The sequence below is a fragment of the Micromonospora sp. WMMD1082 genome, from assembly GCF_029626175.1.
In the GTDB taxonomy this organism is placed as follows: Bacteria; Actinomycetota; Actinomycetes; order Mycobacteriales; family Micromonosporaceae; genus Micromonospora.
The window spans coordinates 360,191-378,861 of record NZ_JARUBM010000002.1 but is presented as its reverse complement, the minus strand read 5'-3'; the positions used below and the strand labels follow the sequence as shown (position 1 = coordinate 378,861).

19 protein-coding genes are annotated in these 18,671 nt (G+C 72.6%); 13 read left to right on the top strand and 6 right to left on the bottom strand.

All coding sequences use genetic code 11. The features are described 5' to 3' along the window. The first annotated feature begins 24 nt into the window (after positions 1-24). Positions 25-1,038, top strand: coding sequence for a ketol-acid reductoisomerase (ilvC, locus tag O7615_RS01850; protein WP_278175401.1), 1,014 nt, complete (start codon positions 25-27; stop codon positions 1,036-1,038). Positions 1,039-1,311: 273 nt separating this feature from the next. Continuing rightward, a complete protein-coding gene (serA, locus tag O7615_RS01845; protein ID WP_278175399.1) occupies positions 1,312-2,910 on the top strand; it encodes a phosphoglycerate dehydrogenase in 1,599 nt (532 codons plus the stop codon). A 98-nt stretch (positions 2,911-3,008) separates the two neighbouring features. Here the strand turns inward: serA and O7615_RS01840 are convergent, their stop codons facing one another. Both O7615_RS01840 and O7615_RS01835 read right to left on the bottom strand, forming a co-directional pair. Then, positions 3,009-3,368 (bottom strand): hypothetical protein, encoded by a 360-nt coding sequence (locus O7615_RS01840; RefSeq protein WP_278175397.1) that lies wholly within the window; start codon positions 3,366-3,368, stop codon positions 3,009-3,011. A gap of 310 nt (positions 3,369-3,678) precedes the next feature. Then, the gene (locus O7615_RS01835; RefSeq protein WP_278175395.1) at positions 3,679-4,521 is read right to left on the bottom strand and encodes an FAD:protein FMN transferase; all 843 of its coding nucleotides are present in this window, start codon (positions 4,519-4,521) and stop codon (positions 3,679-3,681) included. A 216-nt stretch (positions 4,522-4,737) separates the two neighbouring features. On the opposite strand from O7615_RS01835, the gene O7615_RS01830 reads away from it, so the two are divergent. The 3 genes from O7615_RS01830 (at position 4,738) to O7615_RS01820 (ending at position 7,623) form a co-directional block, all read left to right on the top strand. Next, positions 4,738-5,769 (top strand): 3-isopropylmalate dehydrogenase, encoded by a 1,032-nt coding sequence (locus O7615_RS01830; RefSeq protein WP_278175394.1) that lies wholly within the window; start codon positions 4,738-4,740, stop codon positions 5,767-5,769. Between the two features lie 166 nt (positions 5,770-5,935). Then, a complete protein-coding gene (locus tag O7615_RS01825; protein ID WP_278175393.1) occupies positions 5,936-7,033 on the top strand; it encodes a branched-chain amino acid aminotransferase in 1,098 nt (365 codons plus the stop codon). A 113-nt stretch (positions 7,034-7,146) separates the two neighbouring features. Then, entirely contained in the window at positions 7,147-7,623 is a 477-nt protein-coding gene (locus tag O7615_RS01820) for a hypothetical protein (protein WP_278175391.1), read from the top strand. Between the two features lie 36 nt (positions 7,624-7,659). On the opposite strand, the gene O7615_RS01815 is transcribed toward O7615_RS01820, so the two are convergent. Both O7615_RS01815 and O7615_RS01810 read right to left on the bottom strand, forming a co-directional pair. Beyond that, positions 7,660-8,400, bottom strand: coding sequence for a tyrosine-protein phosphatase (locus tag O7615_RS01815; RefSeq protein ID WP_278175390.1), 741 nt, complete (start codon positions 8,398-8,400; stop codon positions 7,660-7,662). Between the two features lie 71 nt (positions 8,401-8,471). Then, positions 8,472-8,933: a PRC-barrel domain-containing protein gene (locus O7615_RS01810; RefSeq protein ID WP_278175388.1), complete on the bottom strand. Its 462-nt coding sequence runs from the start codon at positions 8,931-8,933 to the stop codon at positions 8,472-8,474. A gap of 340 nt (positions 8,934-9,273) precedes the next feature. Between O7615_RS01810 and cimA the strand changes: the two genes are divergently transcribed. Further along, the gene (cimA, locus tag O7615_RS01805) at positions 9,274-10,857 is read left to right on the top strand and encodes a citramalate synthase (protein WP_278175387.1); all 1,584 of its coding nucleotides are present in this window, start codon (positions 9,274-9,276) and stop codon (positions 10,855-10,857) included. Between the two features lie 15 nt (positions 10,858-10,872). Here the strand turns inward: cimA and O7615_RS01800 are convergent, their stop codons facing one another. Continuing rightward, the gene (locus O7615_RS01800; protein ID WP_278181949.1) at positions 10,873-11,817 is read right to left on the bottom strand and encodes an endonuclease/exonuclease/phosphatase family protein; all 945 of its coding nucleotides are present in this window, start codon (positions 11,815-11,817) and stop codon (positions 10,873-10,875) included. Between the two features lie 426 nt (positions 11,818-12,243). Between O7615_RS01800 and O7615_RS01795 the strand changes: the two genes are divergently transcribed. The 7 genes from O7615_RS01795 (at position 12,244) to arfB (ending at position 17,753) form a co-directional block, all read left to right on the top strand. After that, positions 12,244-12,738, top strand: coding sequence for a hypothetical protein (locus tag O7615_RS01795; RefSeq protein WP_278175386.1), 495 nt, complete (start codon positions 12,244-12,246; stop codon positions 12,736-12,738). 188 nt (positions 12,739-12,926) lie between these two features. Next, positions 12,927-13,976 (top strand): MoxR family ATPase, encoded by a 1,050-nt coding sequence (locus tag O7615_RS01790; protein ID WP_278175385.1) that lies wholly within the window; start codon positions 12,927-12,929, stop codon positions 13,974-13,976. A gap of 26 nt (positions 13,977-14,002) precedes the next feature. Continuing rightward, positions 14,003-15,010 carry a DUF58 domain-containing protein gene (locus O7615_RS01785; protein ID WP_278181948.1) on the top strand — a complete coding sequence of 336 codons (1,008 nt, stop codon included), beginning with the start codon at positions 14,003-14,005 and terminating at the stop codon, positions 15,008-15,010. Beyond that, positions 15,007-15,966, top strand: a complete 960-nt coding sequence (locus O7615_RS01780) for a VWA domain-containing protein (RefSeq protein ID WP_278175384.1) — start codon at positions 15,007-15,009, stop codon at positions 15,964-15,966. The genes O7615_RS01785 and O7615_RS01780 overlap by 4 nt, the downstream gene beginning before the upstream one ends. Positions 15,967-16,048: 82 nt before the next feature. Beyond that, a complete protein-coding gene (locus O7615_RS01775) occupies positions 16,049-16,912 on the top strand; it encodes a trypsin-like peptidase domain-containing protein (protein WP_278175383.1) in 864 nt (287 codons plus the stop codon). A gap of 109 nt (positions 16,913-17,021) precedes the next feature. After that, positions 17,022-17,318, top strand: coding sequence for a hypothetical protein (locus O7615_RS01770; RefSeq protein ID WP_278175382.1), 297 nt, complete (start codon positions 17,022-17,024; stop codon positions 17,316-17,318). A gap of 9 nt (positions 17,319-17,327) precedes the next feature. Continuing rightward, on the top strand, positions 17,328-17,753 hold the full coding sequence (arfB, locus tag O7615_RS01765; protein ID WP_278175381.1) for an alternative ribosome rescue aminoacyl-tRNA hydrolase ArfB: 426 nt from the start codon (positions 17,328-17,330) through the stop codon (positions 17,751-17,753). A gap of 128 nt (positions 17,754-17,881) precedes the next feature. Here the strand turns inward: arfB and O7615_RS01760 are convergent, their stop codons facing one another. Next, entirely contained in the window at positions 17,882-18,664 is a 783-nt protein-coding gene (locus O7615_RS01760; RefSeq protein ID WP_278175379.1) for an aminoglycoside phosphotransferase, read from the bottom strand. Positions 18,665-18,671: the final 7 nt, after the last annotated feature.

Below are 18,671 nucleotides of genomic sequence, written 5' to 3'. Positions count from 1 at the left end.
CGGCCGCCGTACGAAAGGGAAGTCATGAGCGTTGAGGTGTACTACGACGACGACGCCGACCTGGGCCTGATCCAGGCGAAGAAGGTCGCCGTGATCGGGTACGGCAGTCAGGGCCACGCCCACGCGCTGTCGCTGCGCGATTCCGGCGTCGACATCGTGATCGGCCTGCCGGAGGGCTCGAAGAGCCGGGCGAAGGCCGAGGAGCAGGGCCTGCGGGTGCTCACCCCGGCCGAGGCGTCCGCCGAGGCCGACGTGATCATGGTGCTGGCACCGGACACCGCCCAGCGCAAGATCTACGCGGAGTCGATCGCGCCGAACCTGACCCCCGGCAAGGCGTTGTTCTTCGGGCACGGCTTCAACATCCGCTACGGGCTGATCACGCCGCCGGCCGAGGTGGCCGTGGCGATGGTCGCTCCGAAGGGCCCCGGCCACCTGGTCCGCCGGCAGTACGTCGACGGCAAGGGCGTGCCCTGCCTGGTCGCCGTCGAGCAGGACGCCGGCGGCGACGCCCTCGCGCTCGCGCTGTCGTACGCCAAGGGGATCGGCGGGACCAGGGCCGGCGCGATCCGGACCACCTTCACCGAGGAGACCGAGACCGACCTCTTCGGCGAGCAGGCGGTGCTCTGCGGCGGCGCGGCGGCGCTGGTGCAGACCGGTTTCGAGGTGCTCACCGAGGCCGGCTACGCCCCCGAGGTGGCCTACTTCGAGTGCCTGCACGAGCTGAAGCTCATCGTGGACCTGATGTACGAGGGCGGCATCGCCCGGATGCGCTACAGCGTCTCCGACACCGCCGAGTACGGCGACCTGTCCCGGGGCCCGCGGATCGTGGACAGCCGGGTCAAGGAGGAGATGCGCAGGATCCTCGGCGAGATCCAGTCCGGCGAGTTCGCCCGCGAGTGGGTGGCCGAGGACGACGCCGGCCGGCCGAACTTCACCAAGTGGCGGGCCGAGGGCGCGGCGCACCCGATCGAGGAGACCGGCCGCAAGCTGCGCGGGATGATGAGCTGGGTGGACCGCCCGATCACCGAGACCGCCTGAGTTCGCGTCGCGGGTTGCGGCATGCCGGGCCTTCCTGGGTCTGCGCACACCGCCGGCTGCCGCAACCCGCGGTACCCCCACGGGTCACCCGCAGGTCACGTCCGGTTTGTGAGGGCACTCACCTCGCGCACCGAGGCGCGTCGGGCGGCCCGGCGCCTACGATCGCGGGTAGGTGCGTATTCGGCACCTGACGGCCATGGCCCGGAAACGCGCCGGGCGCAACGCAGCGTCCACCGCCCCGGCCGACCGCTCTGACGACATCTACGAGGACCAATGACTCCTGTCGTACTGATCGCCGAAGAACTCGCTCCCGCCGCCATCGAGGTGCTCGCCCACGACTTCGACGTCCGGCACGTGGACGGCACCGACCGCCCGGCCCTGCTCTCGGCGCTCTCCGAGGCCGACGCCGTCATCGTCCGCAGCGCCACCCAGATCGACGCCGAGGCGATCGCCGCCGCGCCCCGGCTCAAGGTCGTGGCCCGGGCCGGCGTCGGTCTGGACAACGTCGAGGTGCCGGCCGCCACCGCGCGGGGAGTCATGGTCGTCAACGCGCCCACCTCCAACATCGTCTCCGCCGCCGAGCAGGCCGTCGCGCTGCTGCTCGCGGTCGCGCGCAACACCGCCAGCGCCAGCGCGGCGCTCAAGGCGGGGGAGTGGAAGCGGTCGAAGTACACCGGCGTGGAGATCCAGGGCAAGACCGTCGGCGTGGTCGGCCTCGGTCGCATCGGTGTCCTCTTCGCGTCCCGGATCGCGGCGTTCGGCACCCGGCTCATCGCGTACGACCCGTACATCCAGCCGGCCCGGGCCGCGCAGTTGGGCGTACGCCTGGTCGGCCTGGAGGAGCTGCTGCGGGAGAGCGACTTCATCTCGATCCACCTGCCGAAGACCCCGGAGACCGTGGGCCTGATCGGCGAGAAGGAACTCTCCATCGTCAAGCCGGGGGTGCGGATCGTCAACGCCGCCCGGGGCGGGCTGGTCGACGAGCAGGCGCTGGCCAACGCGCTGGCCGAGGGCCGGGTCGGCGGTGCCGGCGTGGACGTCTACGCCAAGGAGCCGTGCACCTCCTCGCCGCTGTTCGCCTTCGACAACGTGGTGGCCACCCCGCACCTGGGTGCCTCCACCGCCGAGGCGCAGGACAAGGCCGGCCTGGCCGTGGCGAAGAGCGTGAAGCTGGCCCTGCAGGGCGAGTTCGTGCCGGACGCGGTCAACGTGCAGGCCGGTGGGGTGGTCGCCGAGGACGTCCGCCCGCTGCTGCCGCTGGCCGAGAAGCTCGGCCGCGCCTTCACCGCGGTGGCCGGCGGGGTCGCCGCCAGCGTCACCGTCGAGGTACGCGGCGAGATCGTCGACCACGACGTCTCGGTGCTCAAGCTCGCCGCCACCAAGGGCCTGTTCAGCTCGGTGGTCGAGGAGCAGGTGACCTACGTCAACGCGCCGCACCTGGCCGCCCAGCGCGGCGTGGAGGTGACGCTGGCCACCCAGACCGAGACCGTCGACCACCCGGTGCTGGTCACCGTGCGCGGCGCGCTGCCCGACGGCCGTACGGTCAGCGTCTCCGGGACCGTGACCCAGGCCGGCGCCCGGGACGTCATCAAGCTGACCGAGGTCGACGGCTTCGACGTGGAGATCGGCGCCGAGGGCATCCTGCTCTTCCTCCGCTACGCCGACCGGCCGGGCGTGGTCGGCACCGTCGGCACCCTGCTCGGTCAGTCCGGCATCAACATCGCGGCGATGCAGGTGGCCCGCCGGGAGGCCGGCGGTGAGACGCTGATGACGTTGACGGTCGACCAGGCGCTCGGCGCCGACCTGCTCACCTCGGCCGCCGACTCGATCGGCGCGACCGCGGCCAGCGCCGCCGACCTGCGCGACGAGTAGCCCACGCACGCGACGGGTGGTCTCCGCACGACGAGCAGTCCTCGCCGGCGGCGACAGGGGCCCGGCCTTCGGCCGGGCCCCGCGTCGTGCGGGGTCGGTCAGCCGGGCAGCCGGGCCGCCGGTGGCGGGTAGACCGAGCCGTCCTGGGCGTCGAAGAGCATCAGTCGATGCTCGCCGGCCAGCCGTTCGATGTCGAGGAGCACCTGGTCGGTGCAGGCCGGGTCCAGGTTCAGCTCCACGTGGTCGGCCGCGGTGTGCAGCGGCGCGACCGCCCACGGGGTGCCCGGGCCGGCCGGCCGGTCGGGGTAGCGGGCGGTGATCGCCCGGTAGAAGGCGACCAGCCGTGGGTCCGGTTGGCGCTCGCTGTGCCGGCCGTTGCGGCACTGCTGCACCGCGGCTCGCACGTCGTCAGGCGTCGCCCCGTCCGCCAGGGCCCACACGCTCAGATCGAAACTCACGGCGAACAGGGTGCCATCTGCGATTCACCTTGTCGAAAACGACCCGTCCCCGGGCCGAATGGGGCTACCCGGATCGCCCGAACACTCCCCTGTGGAGCCCTTGCCGCGAAACGCGTCAATTCGATAGCGTACGGGTGCGGTGACCTGCCGAGCTTGTGGCGCCGGCCCGTCTTCGGGTGGCGAGGTTGACGTCCGGCCGACCGGCCCGCACCCCTCGATTGCGCGAGCCACGCGCACTCGTCGTCGACCGGCCTCCACGGTCGTTGCCGCGACCGTGGAGGCCGATCGCTGTCGCACCGGGGTCACGTGTTCAGCGGCGGGCGGCGAAGAGCACCCGGTAGTCCCCGGCACGGAACCAGGCCAGCCCGGCCGGTCCCGCCGCGTACAGCGCGGTGGCGTAGGCGTCGGCCACCGCGAGATCGGGGCCCACCACCGTCGCGGCGACCAGGTGCCCGGCCGGCTCGCCGGTGTGCGGATCCACCACGTGCCCCTGCCGCCCGGTCACCCCGGAGGTGCCGATCGCGCCCGCCGTCATCTCCAGCACCAGCGGTGCCCGGTGCCGGTCGGCCGGGTGGTGCACCGCGACGCGCCACGGGCCGCCGTGTCCGGCGTGGCCGCGTACCACCAGGTCGGCGCCGCTGAGCACGGCGTAGTCATGGATGCCCGCGGCGCGCAACCGGGCAGCGGCCCGCTCGACCGCCCACCCACCGAGCAGGCCGCCCGGATCGAAGCCGCCGGGCACCGCCCAGGCGTCGAACCAGCCGTCCGTGGCCGCGCGCATCGCGGCGCACCGGTCCACCAGATCCGCCAGCGGCGGGTACGACTCGGGGCTGATCTCGCCCCGGCGCAACCGGGACACCAGGCTCTCCGGGCGGTTCGGCCCGTACGTGAGGTCGATCGCCCGCAGCTCGGCCACGGCGTCCCGCAACGCCGCGCCGGCCCCGCGCCGGCCCAGCCACTCGGGCGCGTTCAGCAGCAGGGTGTACTCCGCCGTCGAGGTGCGTACGGTGTGCCGGACGGCGATCCGGTCCCCGGCGACCAGACCGGACCGGTCCGGCCGCTGCTGCCGGGCGCCGAGCCGTAGGTCGGGCCGGCGGAAGCGGAAGGTCTCCGGATCCGCCCACCGGGTTCGTGGCTGCTCGTCGGTCCACATCGCGCCTGCCCCCTCCTCGACGCCCGCCGCCTGGGTCGCGGCGGCCGCCCGGGCGCACGGCCCGTCACGCTCACGTTAGGCAGCGCAGATGACCGCACCATGAATGCCTGCTGGAAAGCTCCTGTGCGTGCTGATATCCCGATAAGTGGAACATTCGTACCGGGGGGCGGGACGGCAGCGTACCGTCGAGCCATTCGAGCGAAGGAGCTGGCGGACGTGACACGGATCGCGGTGGTGGCCGGGGACGGGATCGGCCCCGAGGTGGTCGCGGAGGCCCGCAAGGTCATCGACGCGGTGTTGCCCGGCGTCGAGGCGACCGAGTACGACCTCGGTGCGGCACGTTACCACCGCACCGGCGAGGTCCTGCCCGACTCGGTGCTGAGCGAGCTGGCCGGGCACGACGCGATCCTGCTCGGCGCGGTCGGTGACCCCACCGTGCCGCCCGGCGTGCTGGAGCGCGGCCTGCTGCTGAGGCTGCGCTTCGCCTTCGACCAGTACGTCAACCTGCGCCCGTCCCGGCTCTGGCCCGGCGTGGCCAGCCCGCTGGCGGCGGTCAAGCCGGGCGAGGTCGACCTGGTGGTCGTCCGCGAGGGCACCGAGGGGCTGTACGCCGGCGCCGGCGGCACGCTGCACCGGGGCGGCCCGGCAGAGGTCGCCACCGAGGAGAGCCTGAACACCCGGCACGGCGTGGAGCGGGTGATCCGTGACGCCTTCGCCCGCGCCGCACGGCGCGAGCGTCGCAAGGTGACCCTGGTGCACAAGACCAACGTGCTCACCCACGCCGGCTCGCTGTGGTCCCGCACCTTCGAGGCGGTGGCCGCCGAGCACCCCGACGTCACCACCGAGTATCAGCACGTCGACGCCGCCGCGATGTTCCTGGTCACCCAGCCACAGCGCTACGACGTGGTGGTCACCGACAACCTCTTCGGCGACATCCTCACCGACATCGCCGCCGCGGTGACCGGAGGGATCGGCCTCGCCGCCAGCGGCTGCATCAACCCCGACGGGACGTACCCGTCGATGTTCGAGCCGGTGCACGGCTCCGCGCCGGACATCGCCGGTCGCGGTGTGGCCGACCCGGTCGCCGCCGTACTCTCGGCGGCCCTGCTGCTCGACCAGCTCGGCCACGGCGACGCCGCCGCGCGGATCACCGCAGCGGTCAGCGCGGAGCTGGCCGGCCGCGGCGCGGACGTAACCCTGCGCACCGCCGAGGTGGGCGACCGGATCGCGGCGCAGGCGGCCGCCTGAGCCGCCCGCCCTCCAGGCTCGGGTCGCCCGGCGTCTCCGGCCGGTAGCGTGCCACCTGTCCAGCGGTGGACCTACCCGCTGAACGACCGTTCGGGGTAGGTTTCTGGCACACAGATGTTTCGGGCGTGCGGTCGGCGCATGCCGTCGTCCCAGGGAGGTCAGCGCGATGAGCGGTGGTGACAAGATCGACTTCGAGATCCGTCCGAACCCCGCGCCGGTATCCGCCACCGACCGGGCTGCGCTGCTGGCCAACCCCGGGTTCGGCCGGGTGTTCACCGACCACATGGTCACCATCCGCTACGCCGACGGCAAGGGCTGGTACGACGCCCGGCTCGAGGCGCGCGGGCCGATCCCGATGGATCCCGCGAGCGCCGTGCTGCACTACGCGCAGGAGATCTTCGAGGGCATGAAGGCCTACCGCGCCGCCGACGGCGGGGTCACGATGTTCCGCCCCTACGCCAACGCGTCCCGGTTCAACACCTCGGCCGCCCGGATGGCCATGCCACCGCTGCCGGAGGAGACCTTCGTGGACTCCCTGCACCGGCTGATCGAGATCGATCGGGAGTGGATCCCCGACGGCGAGGACGGCAGCCTCTACCTGAGACCGTTCATGTTCGCCAGCGAGGTCTTCCTCGGTGTTCGCCCCGCCAACGAGTACCTCTACTCGGTGATCGCGTCACCGGTGGGCGCCTACTTCGCCGGCGGGGTCAAGCCGGTGACGGTCTGGGTCTCGCCCGACTACACCCGGGCGGCGCCCGGCGGCACCGGGGCGGCCAAGTGCGGCGGCAACTACGCCGCCTCGCTGGCCGCCCAGGCCGAGGCGCTTGAGCACGGCTGTGACCAGGTGGTCTTCCTGGACGCGGTGGAGCGTCGCTTCGTCGACGAGCTGGGTGGCATGAACGTCTTCTTCGTCTACGCCGACGGATCGATCGCCACACCGCCGCTGACCGGCACGATCCTGCCCGGCATCACCCGCGAGTCGGTGCTCACGCTGGCGTCGACGGCCGGACACCGGGTCGAGGAACGGCCGGTGACCTTCGACGAATGGCAGGCGGACGCCGCCAGCGGCCGGCTGCGCGAGGTCTTCGCCTGCGGCACCGCGGCGGTGATCACGCCGATCGGGCGGGTGCGCTTCCCCGACGGGGAGTTCACCGTCGCCGGCGGTGAGCCCGGCACGGTCACCATGGCGCTGCGCCAGCAGTTGGTGGACCTCCAGCGCGGCAAGGCCGCCGACCCGCACAACTGGGTCCACCGCGTGTGGTGAGCCTGAGCGCCGGTCGACCTGGGCGGGGCGGTGGGTGCGTCTGCCACTTCACCGTCCCGGGATGCCCGACGGGCGTGACGGCGTGTGGTGCGCCCGGTCGTTGGCGTTGAGTGGTGACCTCGGACGCCCCTGATCGGCGAGTCGGCGTGCTGGCGCGGGTCCGGGCCTCCTGGCGTGCCAAAGGGACCGAAGGAGTTCTCCTCCTGCTGGTCGTCCTGGCTCCGTTCTGGTGCTGCTCCGGGTGGTTGCTCTCCGGCGCCGTCGAAGGGGCGATGGCTCGGTACCGTGGCGTCGCCGGCACCGCGACGATCACGGAATGCCGGTTCTCCCAGCCACGGTGGGGTAGCGGTGGCTGGGGCTGCAGCGGAGACTTCGTCTCGGACGACGGGTCACTTCGCATCCACGACCTCGACATCCAGTCGAAGCTGGGCTCCGGTTCGCCCGGGTCGTTGCCGGCCCGGGTCAGTGGCCCTCGGGCTACGCAGATCTATGTGCAGGAGCGTCCGGACAGTTGGCATGTGCCCTTGTTCGGGGGCCTGTTCTTCGCCGGGTTCGGCGTCTACGTGGCCCGTCTGGTGTGGAGGGACTGAGTCGGCGACCGACCAGGGGTGGCACCAGCCGGGAGGTCACCGGAGTAGATGCACGCGCAGGGCGGCGAGTTGGTCGTCGGTGACCCCGGCGTGGCGCAGGTAGTCGTCGACCGAGCCGTGACCCTCGCGGATCTCGGCGAGGAACAGCAGCATCGCCTCGGCCGGCGAGGACAGGAACGGCGCCGGCAACTCGGCGACACCCGGGAACGTGGCGGCGGCCCAGGCGGTGAAGCGCTGCGAGGCCTCGGTGCTCAGCGCGTAGTCGGCCGCGATCTCGGCATCGTCCACGCCGAGGACGGCGAGGGTCAGCCCGCAGACGATGCCGGTGCGGTCCTTACCCGCCACGCAGTGCACCACCACCGGCGCGTTGGCACCCTCGGCGATCAGGCCGATCGCCTCGGCCAGCCCGGCGGTGCCGGTGCGGGCGAGGTCGGCGTACCGGTCGGCGAGGTAGCGGGCCAGGTCGGCGCCGGGCTGGTACGACTTCTCGCCCCACTCCGCGTGATCGGGGTGGATGTGCCGGTAGGTGAGCCCGTCGAAGTCGGGCACCCGGCCGTCGCGCTCGACCTCGTACGGGCGACGCAGGTCGATGACGGTCCGCACGCCGAGCGCCGCGAAGGCGTCCCGGTCGCCGTCGCCGATGCGGTGCAGGGAGTCGGAGCGGTAGAACCGGCGGGTCCGGACCGTGCGGCCGTCGCGGTTGCGGTAGCCGCCCACGTCCCGGAAGTTGAAGGCGGTGGTGAACGGAATCCTGCGGTTGACCTCGATGGAGTCCACCCCTGACACGGTAGACGGCCGGTGGGACGCTGCCCACCGGCCGTCAGGCGTCTCCGCCCGCCCGGATCGTCCTACCGCAGGCCGCCCGGCGGGATGGGACCGTACGTGTCGTTGTAGTAGCCGCCGAGCTTCTCCCGGTACGTCGGGTCGGTGGCCGTCTCGTTGTACTCCGGCGCCGCCTTGATCTGGTCCTTGTTGCGGTCGACGTAGACCTTCTGCTCCTCGTGGTCGACGTGATTGACCGTCCCGGCCGGGAGCATGACCTTCTTGCCGAAGATCCACGGCCCGGTGTCGACCACCAGGTAGCTGGCGTTGACCTCGGCGCTGTCACTGTCGATCTTGCCGATCGAGCCGTCCGTGGCCTCGACCTTGTAACCGACCAGGTTGGCGCCGGCCACCCCGGCGTCGTCCCGGTAGCTCCAGGGGTCGAAGGCGCCCGCGGGGGTGCCGCCGGCGACGACGCTCTGGTCGACGGCGCGCAGCGCCGGGTCCGGCGTGGCGGACGTGCTGGTGTCTCGGTCGAGCCTGTCCATGGGACCTCTCCTGCCTCGACTGTGCAGTCGTCTCGGAGGAACGTGTTCCGTTGTCCCGAAAACTCCTACCCTCTGCGCGGCGCTCTACACCCGCCCCACGGAACCCGCCAACCACATCCGGCCCGGCGGGCAGCTGCGGGGCCGACACCGCCCGGCGTCCCGGCATGTGGATTCTGCCTCCCAAAACCCGTCGAGAGTGGCAGACTACCCACCGTGACACGCACCGCCCGCATTATTGGCAACTAGCGCGCCGGCCGCCCCACTCGCCGAGCGCGCAGACCTCCCGCATCCGCGGGGGGTCTTTTTGTTGCGCGGTCAGTGCCGGACGAAGGGATCCCCCATGACGTTCCAGGTCTACGACACCACCCTGCGCGATGGTGCCCAGCGCGAAGGGCTCAGCTACTCGGTGGTCGACAAGCTCGCGGTGGCCCGGCTGCTCGACGAGTTCGGTGTCGGGTTCATCGAGGGCGGGTGGCCGGGCGCGGTGCCGAAGGACACCGAGTTCTTCCGCCGGGCGCGTACCGAACTCGACCTTCGGCACGCGGTGCTGGTCGCCTTCGGCGCGACCCGCCGGGCCGGTGCGGTCGCCGCCGACGACCCGCAGGTGCGTGGCCTGCTCGACGCGCAGACCCCGGCGATCGCCCTGGTCGCCAAGGCCGACCTGCGGCACGTGGAGCGGGCGCTGCGCACCACGGCGAAGGAGAACCTGGCGATGATCCACGACACGGTGACCCATCTGGTCGCCGAGGGGCGCCGCGTCTTCGTTGACGGCGAGCACTTCTACGACGGCTACCGCCACGACTCCGGGTACACCGCCTCGGTGGTGGAGACCGCGCTGGCGGCGGGTGCCGAGCGGTTCGTGCTCTGCGACACCAACGGCGGGATGCTGCCGTCCCAGGTGACCGCGGCCATCGTCGATCTCACCGACCGGATCGGCGTCGCTCCCGAGGTGCTCGGGATGCACGCCCAGAACGACACCGCCTGCGCGGTCGCCAACACCATCGCCGCCGTCGAGGCCGGGGTCCGGCACGTGCAGGGCACCGCCAACGGGTACGGCGAGCGGCCCGGCAACGCCGACCTCTTCGCGGTCGTCGCGAACCTTCAGCTCAAGCTCGGGCTGCCGGTCCTACCGGAGGGCTGCCTGGAGCAGATGGTGCGGGTCTCCCACGCCATCGCCGAGATCGCCAACATCGCCCCCGACACCCACCAGGCGTACGCCGGGGCCGCCGCCTTCGCCCACAAGGCGGGGCTGCACGCGAGCGCGATCAAGGTGGATCCGCTGCTCTACAACCACGTCGAACCGGAGGTGGTGGGCAACGACATGCGGATCCTGGTCACCGAGATGGCCGGCCGGGCCAGCATCGAGCTGAAGAGCCGCGAGCTGGGACTGGACCTGGCCGGCCATCCGGAGACGCTGTCCCGGGTCACCAACCGGGTCAAGGAGTTGGAGGCCGGCGGCTGGTCGTTCGAGGCGGCGGACGCCTCGTTCGAGCTGCTGGTCCGCTCCGAGTTGCCGGACGCCGCACCGGTGCGGCCGTTCGCGCTGGAGTCGTACCGGGTGCTGGTCGAGCACCGTGAGGATGGCGCGGTGGTCTCCGAGGCCACCGTGAAGATCCGGGTACGCGGCGAACGGGTGATCGCGACGGCGGAGGGCAACGGGCCGGTCAACGCGCTGGACGAGGCGCTGCGGGTCGGCCTCGGCCGACACTACCCGCAGTTGCGGGACTTCGAGCTGGCCGACTACAAGGTGCGCATCCTGGAGGGCAGCCACGGCACCGGCGCGGTGACCCGGGTGCTGGTCGAGACGGCCGATGGCCGGGGCGGCGGCTGGACCACCGTCGGCGTGCACCCGAACGTGGTCGAGGCGAGCTGGCACGCCCTGGTCGACGCGCTCACCTACGGCCTCGACCGAGCCCGCGTGTAGCGCGGGCAACCCCGCTCATCCGTCCGCACCCGGCAGCCGCAGCTCGGCCAGGACCATGCGGTGGTCGCTGCCGGGCAGCGGGTGCACCGACACGGCGCGTACGGCGATGCGCCGGTCGACCAGCACGTGGTCGATCACCACGGGCGGGATCGGATCACCGTCGTACGGTCCCCAGGTGCCGGTGAGCCCGGCGCCGACCGAGGCGGCGGCGTCGGCGTAGCCGGTGGCGAGCAGGGCGCGCAGCGGGCCGTGGTCGAGGGTGGCGTTGAAGTCCCCGGCGAGGATGCTCAGTGGCCCGTCCGGAGTGGCCGCCGGCTGGGCCGCCAGGTCGGCGCGCCACGAGCCCACCTGGTCCACCGCGTACGGGGCGGCCGGGTGTGCCGACTCGACGCGCACCGGGGGCGCGCCGGGCACCGCCACGGTCGCGTACGCCTGCGTGAAGCCCCACCCGCCGCGCAGCTGGCGGATGCCGCCGCCGCTGATCGGGTGGCGGGCGTACAGCCCGGAGCCGGGGGTGCCGACGACCGGGTTGAGCTGCCGGTACGGCAGCAGCTGGTCGAGACCGAGACGGTCCAGCGCGGCCTCGGCGCCGGGGGTGAACTCCTGCACGACGAGCACGTCGACCCGTTCGGCGCGGGCCAGCTCGACCACCGTCCGCGGGTCGGCGGCGCCGGCGAGGAGGTTGGCGGTGAGTATCCGCAGCACCGGCCCGGCGGTCGACGGTTGCGGTGTCGGCAGGGCGCGGGGAGCCACCAGCGCGAGCAGGACCACCGTGGCCAGCGCCGCGACGACCGCCGGCCAGCGGCACCGCAGGGCGAGCGCGAGCACCAGCGGGGCCAGGCTCCCCAGCATCGCGTACGGCGTGAACGCCAGCGCCTGCACCAGGGGCCCCCGGTCCAGGCCCACCAGCCGGGCCAGCGCCCAGGCGGCACCCGGTGTGACGGCCAGCCAGCAGAGCACGGTGCGCCCCGGCAGCGCCAGGGACCGGCGGCCGACGATGATCTCCACGACAGGCAGGCTAGCCGCTCCCAGCCGCCCGCCGGTGACGTCGGCGTGCCCCGCCGAATTGTCGAATGCCTTTCGTGAATGGTTTACGAGTTCACTTCTCACCATTCCTGTGGCGTTGATCCGACGACCCATAAACCGCGATCCGCTGTTGACCGGCGGCATTTTACGATGCTACGTTCCAGCTGGTCGGGCGGCTGCTTCCGAGGGCATAACGCCAGCTCATGACGCTTGTAGGTCGCCTAGGTAGTCGACTGTGGGCGCGATCCTAAATGGGGCGCGCCAACGGTTCGTGCGCAATGTCGCCCGGCCCGGAAAAGGCACTATCCGTCCCGCGTGCCGCGGGTCGGCCGTATCCCCGGTCACCAAGGGAGACCTGTCATGACCAGATTTTTCCGACGTAAGGCGGCCGCGGTGACGATCGCGGCCCTGGCCCTGGCGCTGGCTGGCGGCGGGATCGCCGCCGCGAAGACCACGGTCGAGGCGGCCCAGCCCACCGCCCGCACCGCGCAGCAGCCGGCGGTCACCACAGCCTCACTGAACAGCGCGCGGGCGGCGCTCGCCAAGGGGGAGACCTCCATCGCCGCGGCCACCGGCTTCTACGCCACGGTGGTCAACGCCAACGGCACCAAGGCCCGTGGCGACGGCGTCGTCATCAAGTACGGCGTCGGGCAGTACGAGGTGCAGTTCGGCAGCAACGTCACCACCGCCGTCTACGTGGCGACGATCGGCCGGCCGGACTCGTGCTGCATCCCGCCGGGCGGCGAGGTCTCGGTCGCGCCGCGGCTGCTCACTCCGAACGGGGTCTTCATCCAGACCCGCAACTCCGCCGGCGTCGCCGCCGACCTGCCCTTCCACCTTCTCGTGCACCGCTGATCCGTCCGTCGGCGTCGGCCCCCGTCCCGGGACGGGGGCCGACGCCGTGCATGGGGCCGGGTGCGGTGCCGGGCGATCCGGGTGCGGTGCCGCGATCCAGGGGCATAACGGCTCCCCTGCGCCGTCTGGTGCCTCGAAGGCGGAAAATTCCGACGTTTGTCCGGCGCTCGCCTCGGGAAGCAAGCACCGTGACGGACATCTCGGACACCATGGCCAGCGTGCCCAGCCCGGCCGATCCCGACGCGACCGCGGCCGAGCTGGACCAGACGCTCTTCGAGGTCAAACGCGTGATCGTCGGGCAGGATCGGCTCGTCGAACGGTTGCTCACCGCGCTGGTCGCCGACGGGCACTGCCTGCTGGAGGGCGTACCGGGGGTGGCCAAGACCCTCGCCGCACAGACCCTCGCGACGGTGGTCGGCGGGACCTTCTCCCGCATCCAGTTCACCCCCGACCTCGTTCCCTCCGACATCGTCGGCACCCGCATCTACCGCGCCTCGAAGGAGAGCTTCGACGTCGAACTCGGCCCGATCATGGCGAACCTGGTGTTGGCGGACGAGATCAACCGGGCACCGGCAAAGGTGCAGTCGGCGCTGCTGGAGGCCATGGCCGAGCGCCAGGTGTCGATCGGCGGGCGCAGCTATCGGGTGCCGGAGCCGTTCCTCGTGCTGGCCACCCAGAATCCGATCGAGTCCGAGGGGGTTTACCAGCTGCCCGAGGCGCAGCGGGACCGCTTCCTCATGAAGATCGTCGTCGACTATCCCGACGGCGCCGACGAGCTGGCCATCCTCTACCGGATGAGCGCCGAGCGTCCCCGGGCGCACCGGGTGCTCGACCCGGACCGGTTGCGCGAGTTCCAGCACCGGGCCCGGCAGGTCTTCGTCCATCACGCCATCGCCGAGTACGTGGTCCGGCTCATTCTCGCGACCCGAGACCCGGCCCGGTTCGGGCTGCCGGAGATCGCCGGGCTGCTCGCCTACGGCGCCAGCCCGCGCGCCACCCTCGGCCTGGTCGCCGCCGCCCGCGCGCAGGCCCTGCTCCGGGGCCGGGAGTACGTCCTGCCCGACGACGTCCGGGAGCTGTCCGTGGACGTGTTGGCGCACCGGCTGGTGCTCTCCTTCGACGCGGTGGCCGACGGGGTGAGCGCCGAGTGGGTCGTACGCCGGCTGGTCGAGGCGGTTCCACCGCCCCGCCTGGCGACCGGTCGACCGGAGTACGCGACCGACCTGGCAGCCGCCTGATGGGACGCCAGAGCGCACCGCCGCCCGTGGCGGCGGACCCGGTCCTGACCGACCTCACCCCCGACCAGCGGCTGCGCCGGCTGGAACTGACCGTGACCCGGCGGCTCGACGGCCTCTTGCACGGCGAGCGTCGCGGCCTGCTGCCCGGGCCGGGCAGCGAGGCGGCGGGCAGCCGGGAGTACCGCCCCGGTGAGGACGAGGTGCGCCGGATGGACTGGTCGGTCACCGCCCGCACCACCGTCCCGCACGTGCGGGAGGTGGACGCCGACCGGGAGCTGACCACCTGGCTGCTGGTCGACGCGAGCCCCAGCATGGAGTACGGCACCGCCGAGTTGGACAAGCGCGAGCTGTCCGTGGCCGCGGTCGCCACCATCGGCTTTCTCACCGCCGGGCCGGGCAACCGCCTCGGTGCGCAGATCCTCACGCCGTACGGGCTGCATCGGGTGCCGGCCCGTGGTGGGCGTACCCATCTGCTCGGGTTGCTGCGCGCGTTGCTGGCCGCGCCCCGGCTGGGTGGGCACGACACGGACGCCGCGTCGCGGGCTGCCCCGTCCGCCGTCCCGCAGGCCGCCGAGCTGGCCGACGCGCTGGCGGAGGTGCAGCGGGTGGCCCACCGGCGTGGCCTGGTGGTGGTGGTCTCCGACTTTTTCGACGGCCTGCCCGACGACGCCCGGCTCCCGGCCCGCTGGGAACGCCCGTTGCGCCGGCTGGCCGCGCGGCACCAGGTGCTCGCGGTGGAGGTCACCGACCCGCGTGAGCTGGAACTGCCGGACGTCGGACTGATCACGCTCGCCGATCCGGAGACCGGCGAGCGCCGCGAGGTGTGGACCGGCGACCGCCGGCTGCGGGAGCGGTACGCGGCGGCGGCGGCCGCCCAACGCGACCAGGTCCGGCACGCGCTGCGCCGGGCCGGCGCGACCCACCTGGCGCTGCGTACCGACCGGGACTGGGCGGCCGACATCGTGCGGCACGTGCACACGCAGCGCCGGCTGGCCACCGCCCCGGCCGGGCCGCGCCGGGGAGGTGCGGCGTGATCTGGCAGTCGCCCGTCCGGCTCTGGTTGCTGCTCGGCGTGGCGGCCGTGGCCGTGGCGTACCTCGTGGCGCAGCGGCGCCGCAGCCGGTACGCCGTCCGCTTCACCAACCTGCGGTTGCTCGACCGGGTGGCGCCCCGGCGCCCGACCTGGCGCCGGCACCTGCCGGCCGGGCTCTTCCTGGCCATGCTGGCCCTGCTCGTCGTCGGCTTCGCCCGCCCCACCGCCGAGGTGCGGGTGCCCCGGGAACGCGCCACCGTGATGGTGGCGGTGGACGTCTCCACCTCGATGCTCGCCGGTGACGTGGAGCCGGACCGGCTCAGCGCGGCCAAGAGCGCCGCCCGGCGGTTCGTCGACGGCCTGCCCGGTGAGTTCAACGTGGGACTGGTGGCGTTCGCCGGCAGCGCGGCGGTGCTCGTGCCACCGAGCACCGACCGGGAGGCGCTGCACGACGGGATCGAACGCCTCGCCGAGGGGGTGACCGGTGTGCAGGGCACCGCGATCGGCGAGGCCATCAGCACCTCGCTGGGTGCGGTGAAGGCGCTGGACCAGGCGGCCGCCACCCAGCCGCCGCCGGCCCGGATCATCGTGCTCTCCGACGGGGCGAACACCTCGGGCATGGATCCGATGGAGGCCGCCGCCGACGCGGTCGCCGTGGAGGTGCCGGTGCACACCATCTCGTTCGGCACGCCGAGCGGCTTCGTCGACCGTGGCGGGCGGCCGATCCAGGTGCCGGTGGACGGGGAGACGTTGCGGGCCGTCGCCGAGGAGACCGGGGGCGGCTTCCACGAGGCCGGCACGAGCGCCGAGCTGCGTGCCGTCTACGACGACATCGGCAGCTCGGTGGGGTGGCGCAAGGTACGGCAGGACATCTCGGCCCGGTTCATCGGGCTCGGGCTGGTGTTCGCGATGGGCGCGGCGTTCGGCTCGATGCGGTGGTTCTCCCGCCTGCCCTGACCTCGCCTGCCCTGACCCGGCCCCGGCCCAGCCCGACCGATCCGCAGCAGCGGCCCGAGCCGCCCACGTGAGGAGTGGACCTATGGCAGTGCAGACCGGACTGGGCGAGCCGCGCGGACCCTGGTTCGTCTCGCCCGACCTCGACCCGGACGGACGGGGCGGCCCGGGCGCGGCGGCGGAGGCACGGGACCGGGCCGCCTGGGGCTGGCGCCGCCGGCTGCTGGCGGGGCTGGCGGTGGTGGCGCTCTCCACCGGGTCGGGAGCGTTGGCCGGTGGCTGGGTGGCCGGTCGCGGCGGTGCCCCGGGGCCGGCCGCCGCCTCGGCCGCCCCGGTGCCGGCCGAACTGGTGACGGCCGCCGAGAAGACCGTGCCCGGCGTGGTGTCGGTGCTGGTCGGCGGCGCCGGTGGCGGGTCGGCGAACGGTTCCGGCTTCGCCGTGGACGCCGAGCAGCACATCATCACCAACGACCACATCCTCGCCAAGGGGCGCGGTGGGCCGGTGACGGTGGAGCTGCCGGACGGCCGGCGGTTCGCGGCGGAGGTGGTGGGCCGGGAGCCGGGCAGCGACCTCGCGGTGCTCAAGGTGCCACCGGCGGCGGGTCTGGCGTCGCTGCCGCTGGCCAGGCCGGGGTCGACGCGGGTGGGCGAGCCGGTGCTGGCCGTTGGGTCGCCGCTGGGACTGCCCGGCACGGTCACCGCCGGCATCGTCAGCGCGGTGGACCGCCAGGTGCGCCTCGGCGACAACCGGCACCGGGCGGTGCAGACCGATGCCTCGATCAACCCCGGCAACTCGGGTGGGCCGCTGGTCAACGCGCGGGGTGAGGTGGTCGGGGTGAACACGGCGATCGCCACCATCGACGGCAACGGCTCCATCGGCATCGGCTTCGCCATCCCGATCGAACAGGTGCAGCAGACCGCCGACACGATCATCGGCAAGGGCGGCTGATGTACGGATAGTCACTGACCGATTACGTCGAGTTCGGGGCAAGTGTCGGATTCCAGCGACGGCCGATCGGGGAATGGAAATATGCCGCTGGGTATGAATACTGGCGTGGGTGGAGCGTCCTCTCATCGCGGTCCTCCTGCTGGTGGGCCTCATCATCGGAAGTGGCGTCGGGTCGTCGTACGCGCGCGCCCGACGGGGCTGGAACGACTACCAGGCGGCGAAGAAGACCGTGCCCGGTGCACGTCGCGCTGCGTGGTTATTGATCAAGGTGGTCACCACGAAGGTGGGCGTGATCATGCTGCTCCTGATCGGGGCGGTCGCGTACGCCGCCGCCGGTGGGGGCGACGAGCCGGCCCCGGCGACGCCGAGTCCGAGCAGCACTCCGGACGAACGGCCCGCACGTTAGCCTCAGGGCGTGGACGACGGACTGCGGGTGACCGACCGGTGGGTCGTGCCCGCCGCTGAACTGCGGGAGCGGTTCTCCCGGTCGTCCGGGCCGGGTGGGCAGGGGGTCAACACCGCCGACTCCCGGGTCGAGCTGAGCTTCGACCTGGCCTGCTCGCCGAGCATCCCCGGGTCGCTGCGCGCCCGCGCGCTGGACCGGCTCGCCGGGCGGCTGGTCGACGGCGTGCTGACCATCGCCGCCAGCGAGCACCGGGCGCAACTGGCCAACCGGGAGGCGGCCCGCGAACGTCTGGTGTCGCTGCTGCGCGAGGCGGTCGCCCCGCCACCTCCGCCGCGCCGCCCGACCCGCCCGTCACGGGCGGCGAAGGAGCGGCGGCTGGCCGAGAAGAAGCGCCGCGGGCAGCGCAAGCGCGACCGCCGGGTGGACGGCGAATAGCGGTCTCCCGGCCCGCCGAGACGTCCGTAGGGCGTTGGAGAGGCCCGCCCCGGCCGCTCACCGTGGGGGAAGCACGCGACCGGGACGGGTGGTAGTCGCCCTTGCGGTGCCGGGCGAACGCATGGGCACTATCTACGGCTCCCGTGCCGATGGGCCACCCACTCGCCGGCCCAGGCCGCGAGGTCGTGTACCCACCTTTCCGCAGTTCCCCGAGACTTCGCCGACCACTTCGTGGCGTTTCTTGACGCGAAGTGGTCCACGACTTCACGGTCAACGTTGGTCCAGGCGGGGAACTGTGCCAACCACTCCTCCGCCTGCTCGGGGGTGTGGCCGCTGCCGATAAGCCACTGAACGAGCAGCGCCAGTTCGACCCACGGGGCGGCCTTGGACGCCCATGCCCAGTCGACAATCCGTAGGCCGCGTGCCGTCTTGATCAGATTGGCCGGATTGAGGTCGGAGTGGATGAGCATCCCGCCGTCCATCGCCGGATGCACGAACCCAAGCCGCGCTTCCGGGGTGAACCACCGCCCGCCCGGCGCAGGAGTCTCCTGAAGCCCCTTCAGGGCCACTGCAAGCAGGTCGAGATCCGCGCCGCCGGGCGACAGGTCGGGGTGGGGGCCGGCGAGATGCTCGACCCCCACCACCAACCAGCCGTCGCACTCGAAGTGCCAAAGGACTACCGGCGGGTGCCCGTCGATGGCCAGCGTTGCCGCCAGTTCGTAGCGCAGTGACCGGACGCTGAACTCTCCACCAGCCGCCTTGACGAAGACCCTGCCGGTTGAGCCGGTGACGGTCGACGCGATCTCCGCGTGGTCGCCGTTCGGAGCCGCGTGCACGTCGATGATGCCGCCGACGCGTACTGCTATCTCCGTCGTGACGGCTTTGGGTAGGACATTCCAGTCACTACGCATGACTCAC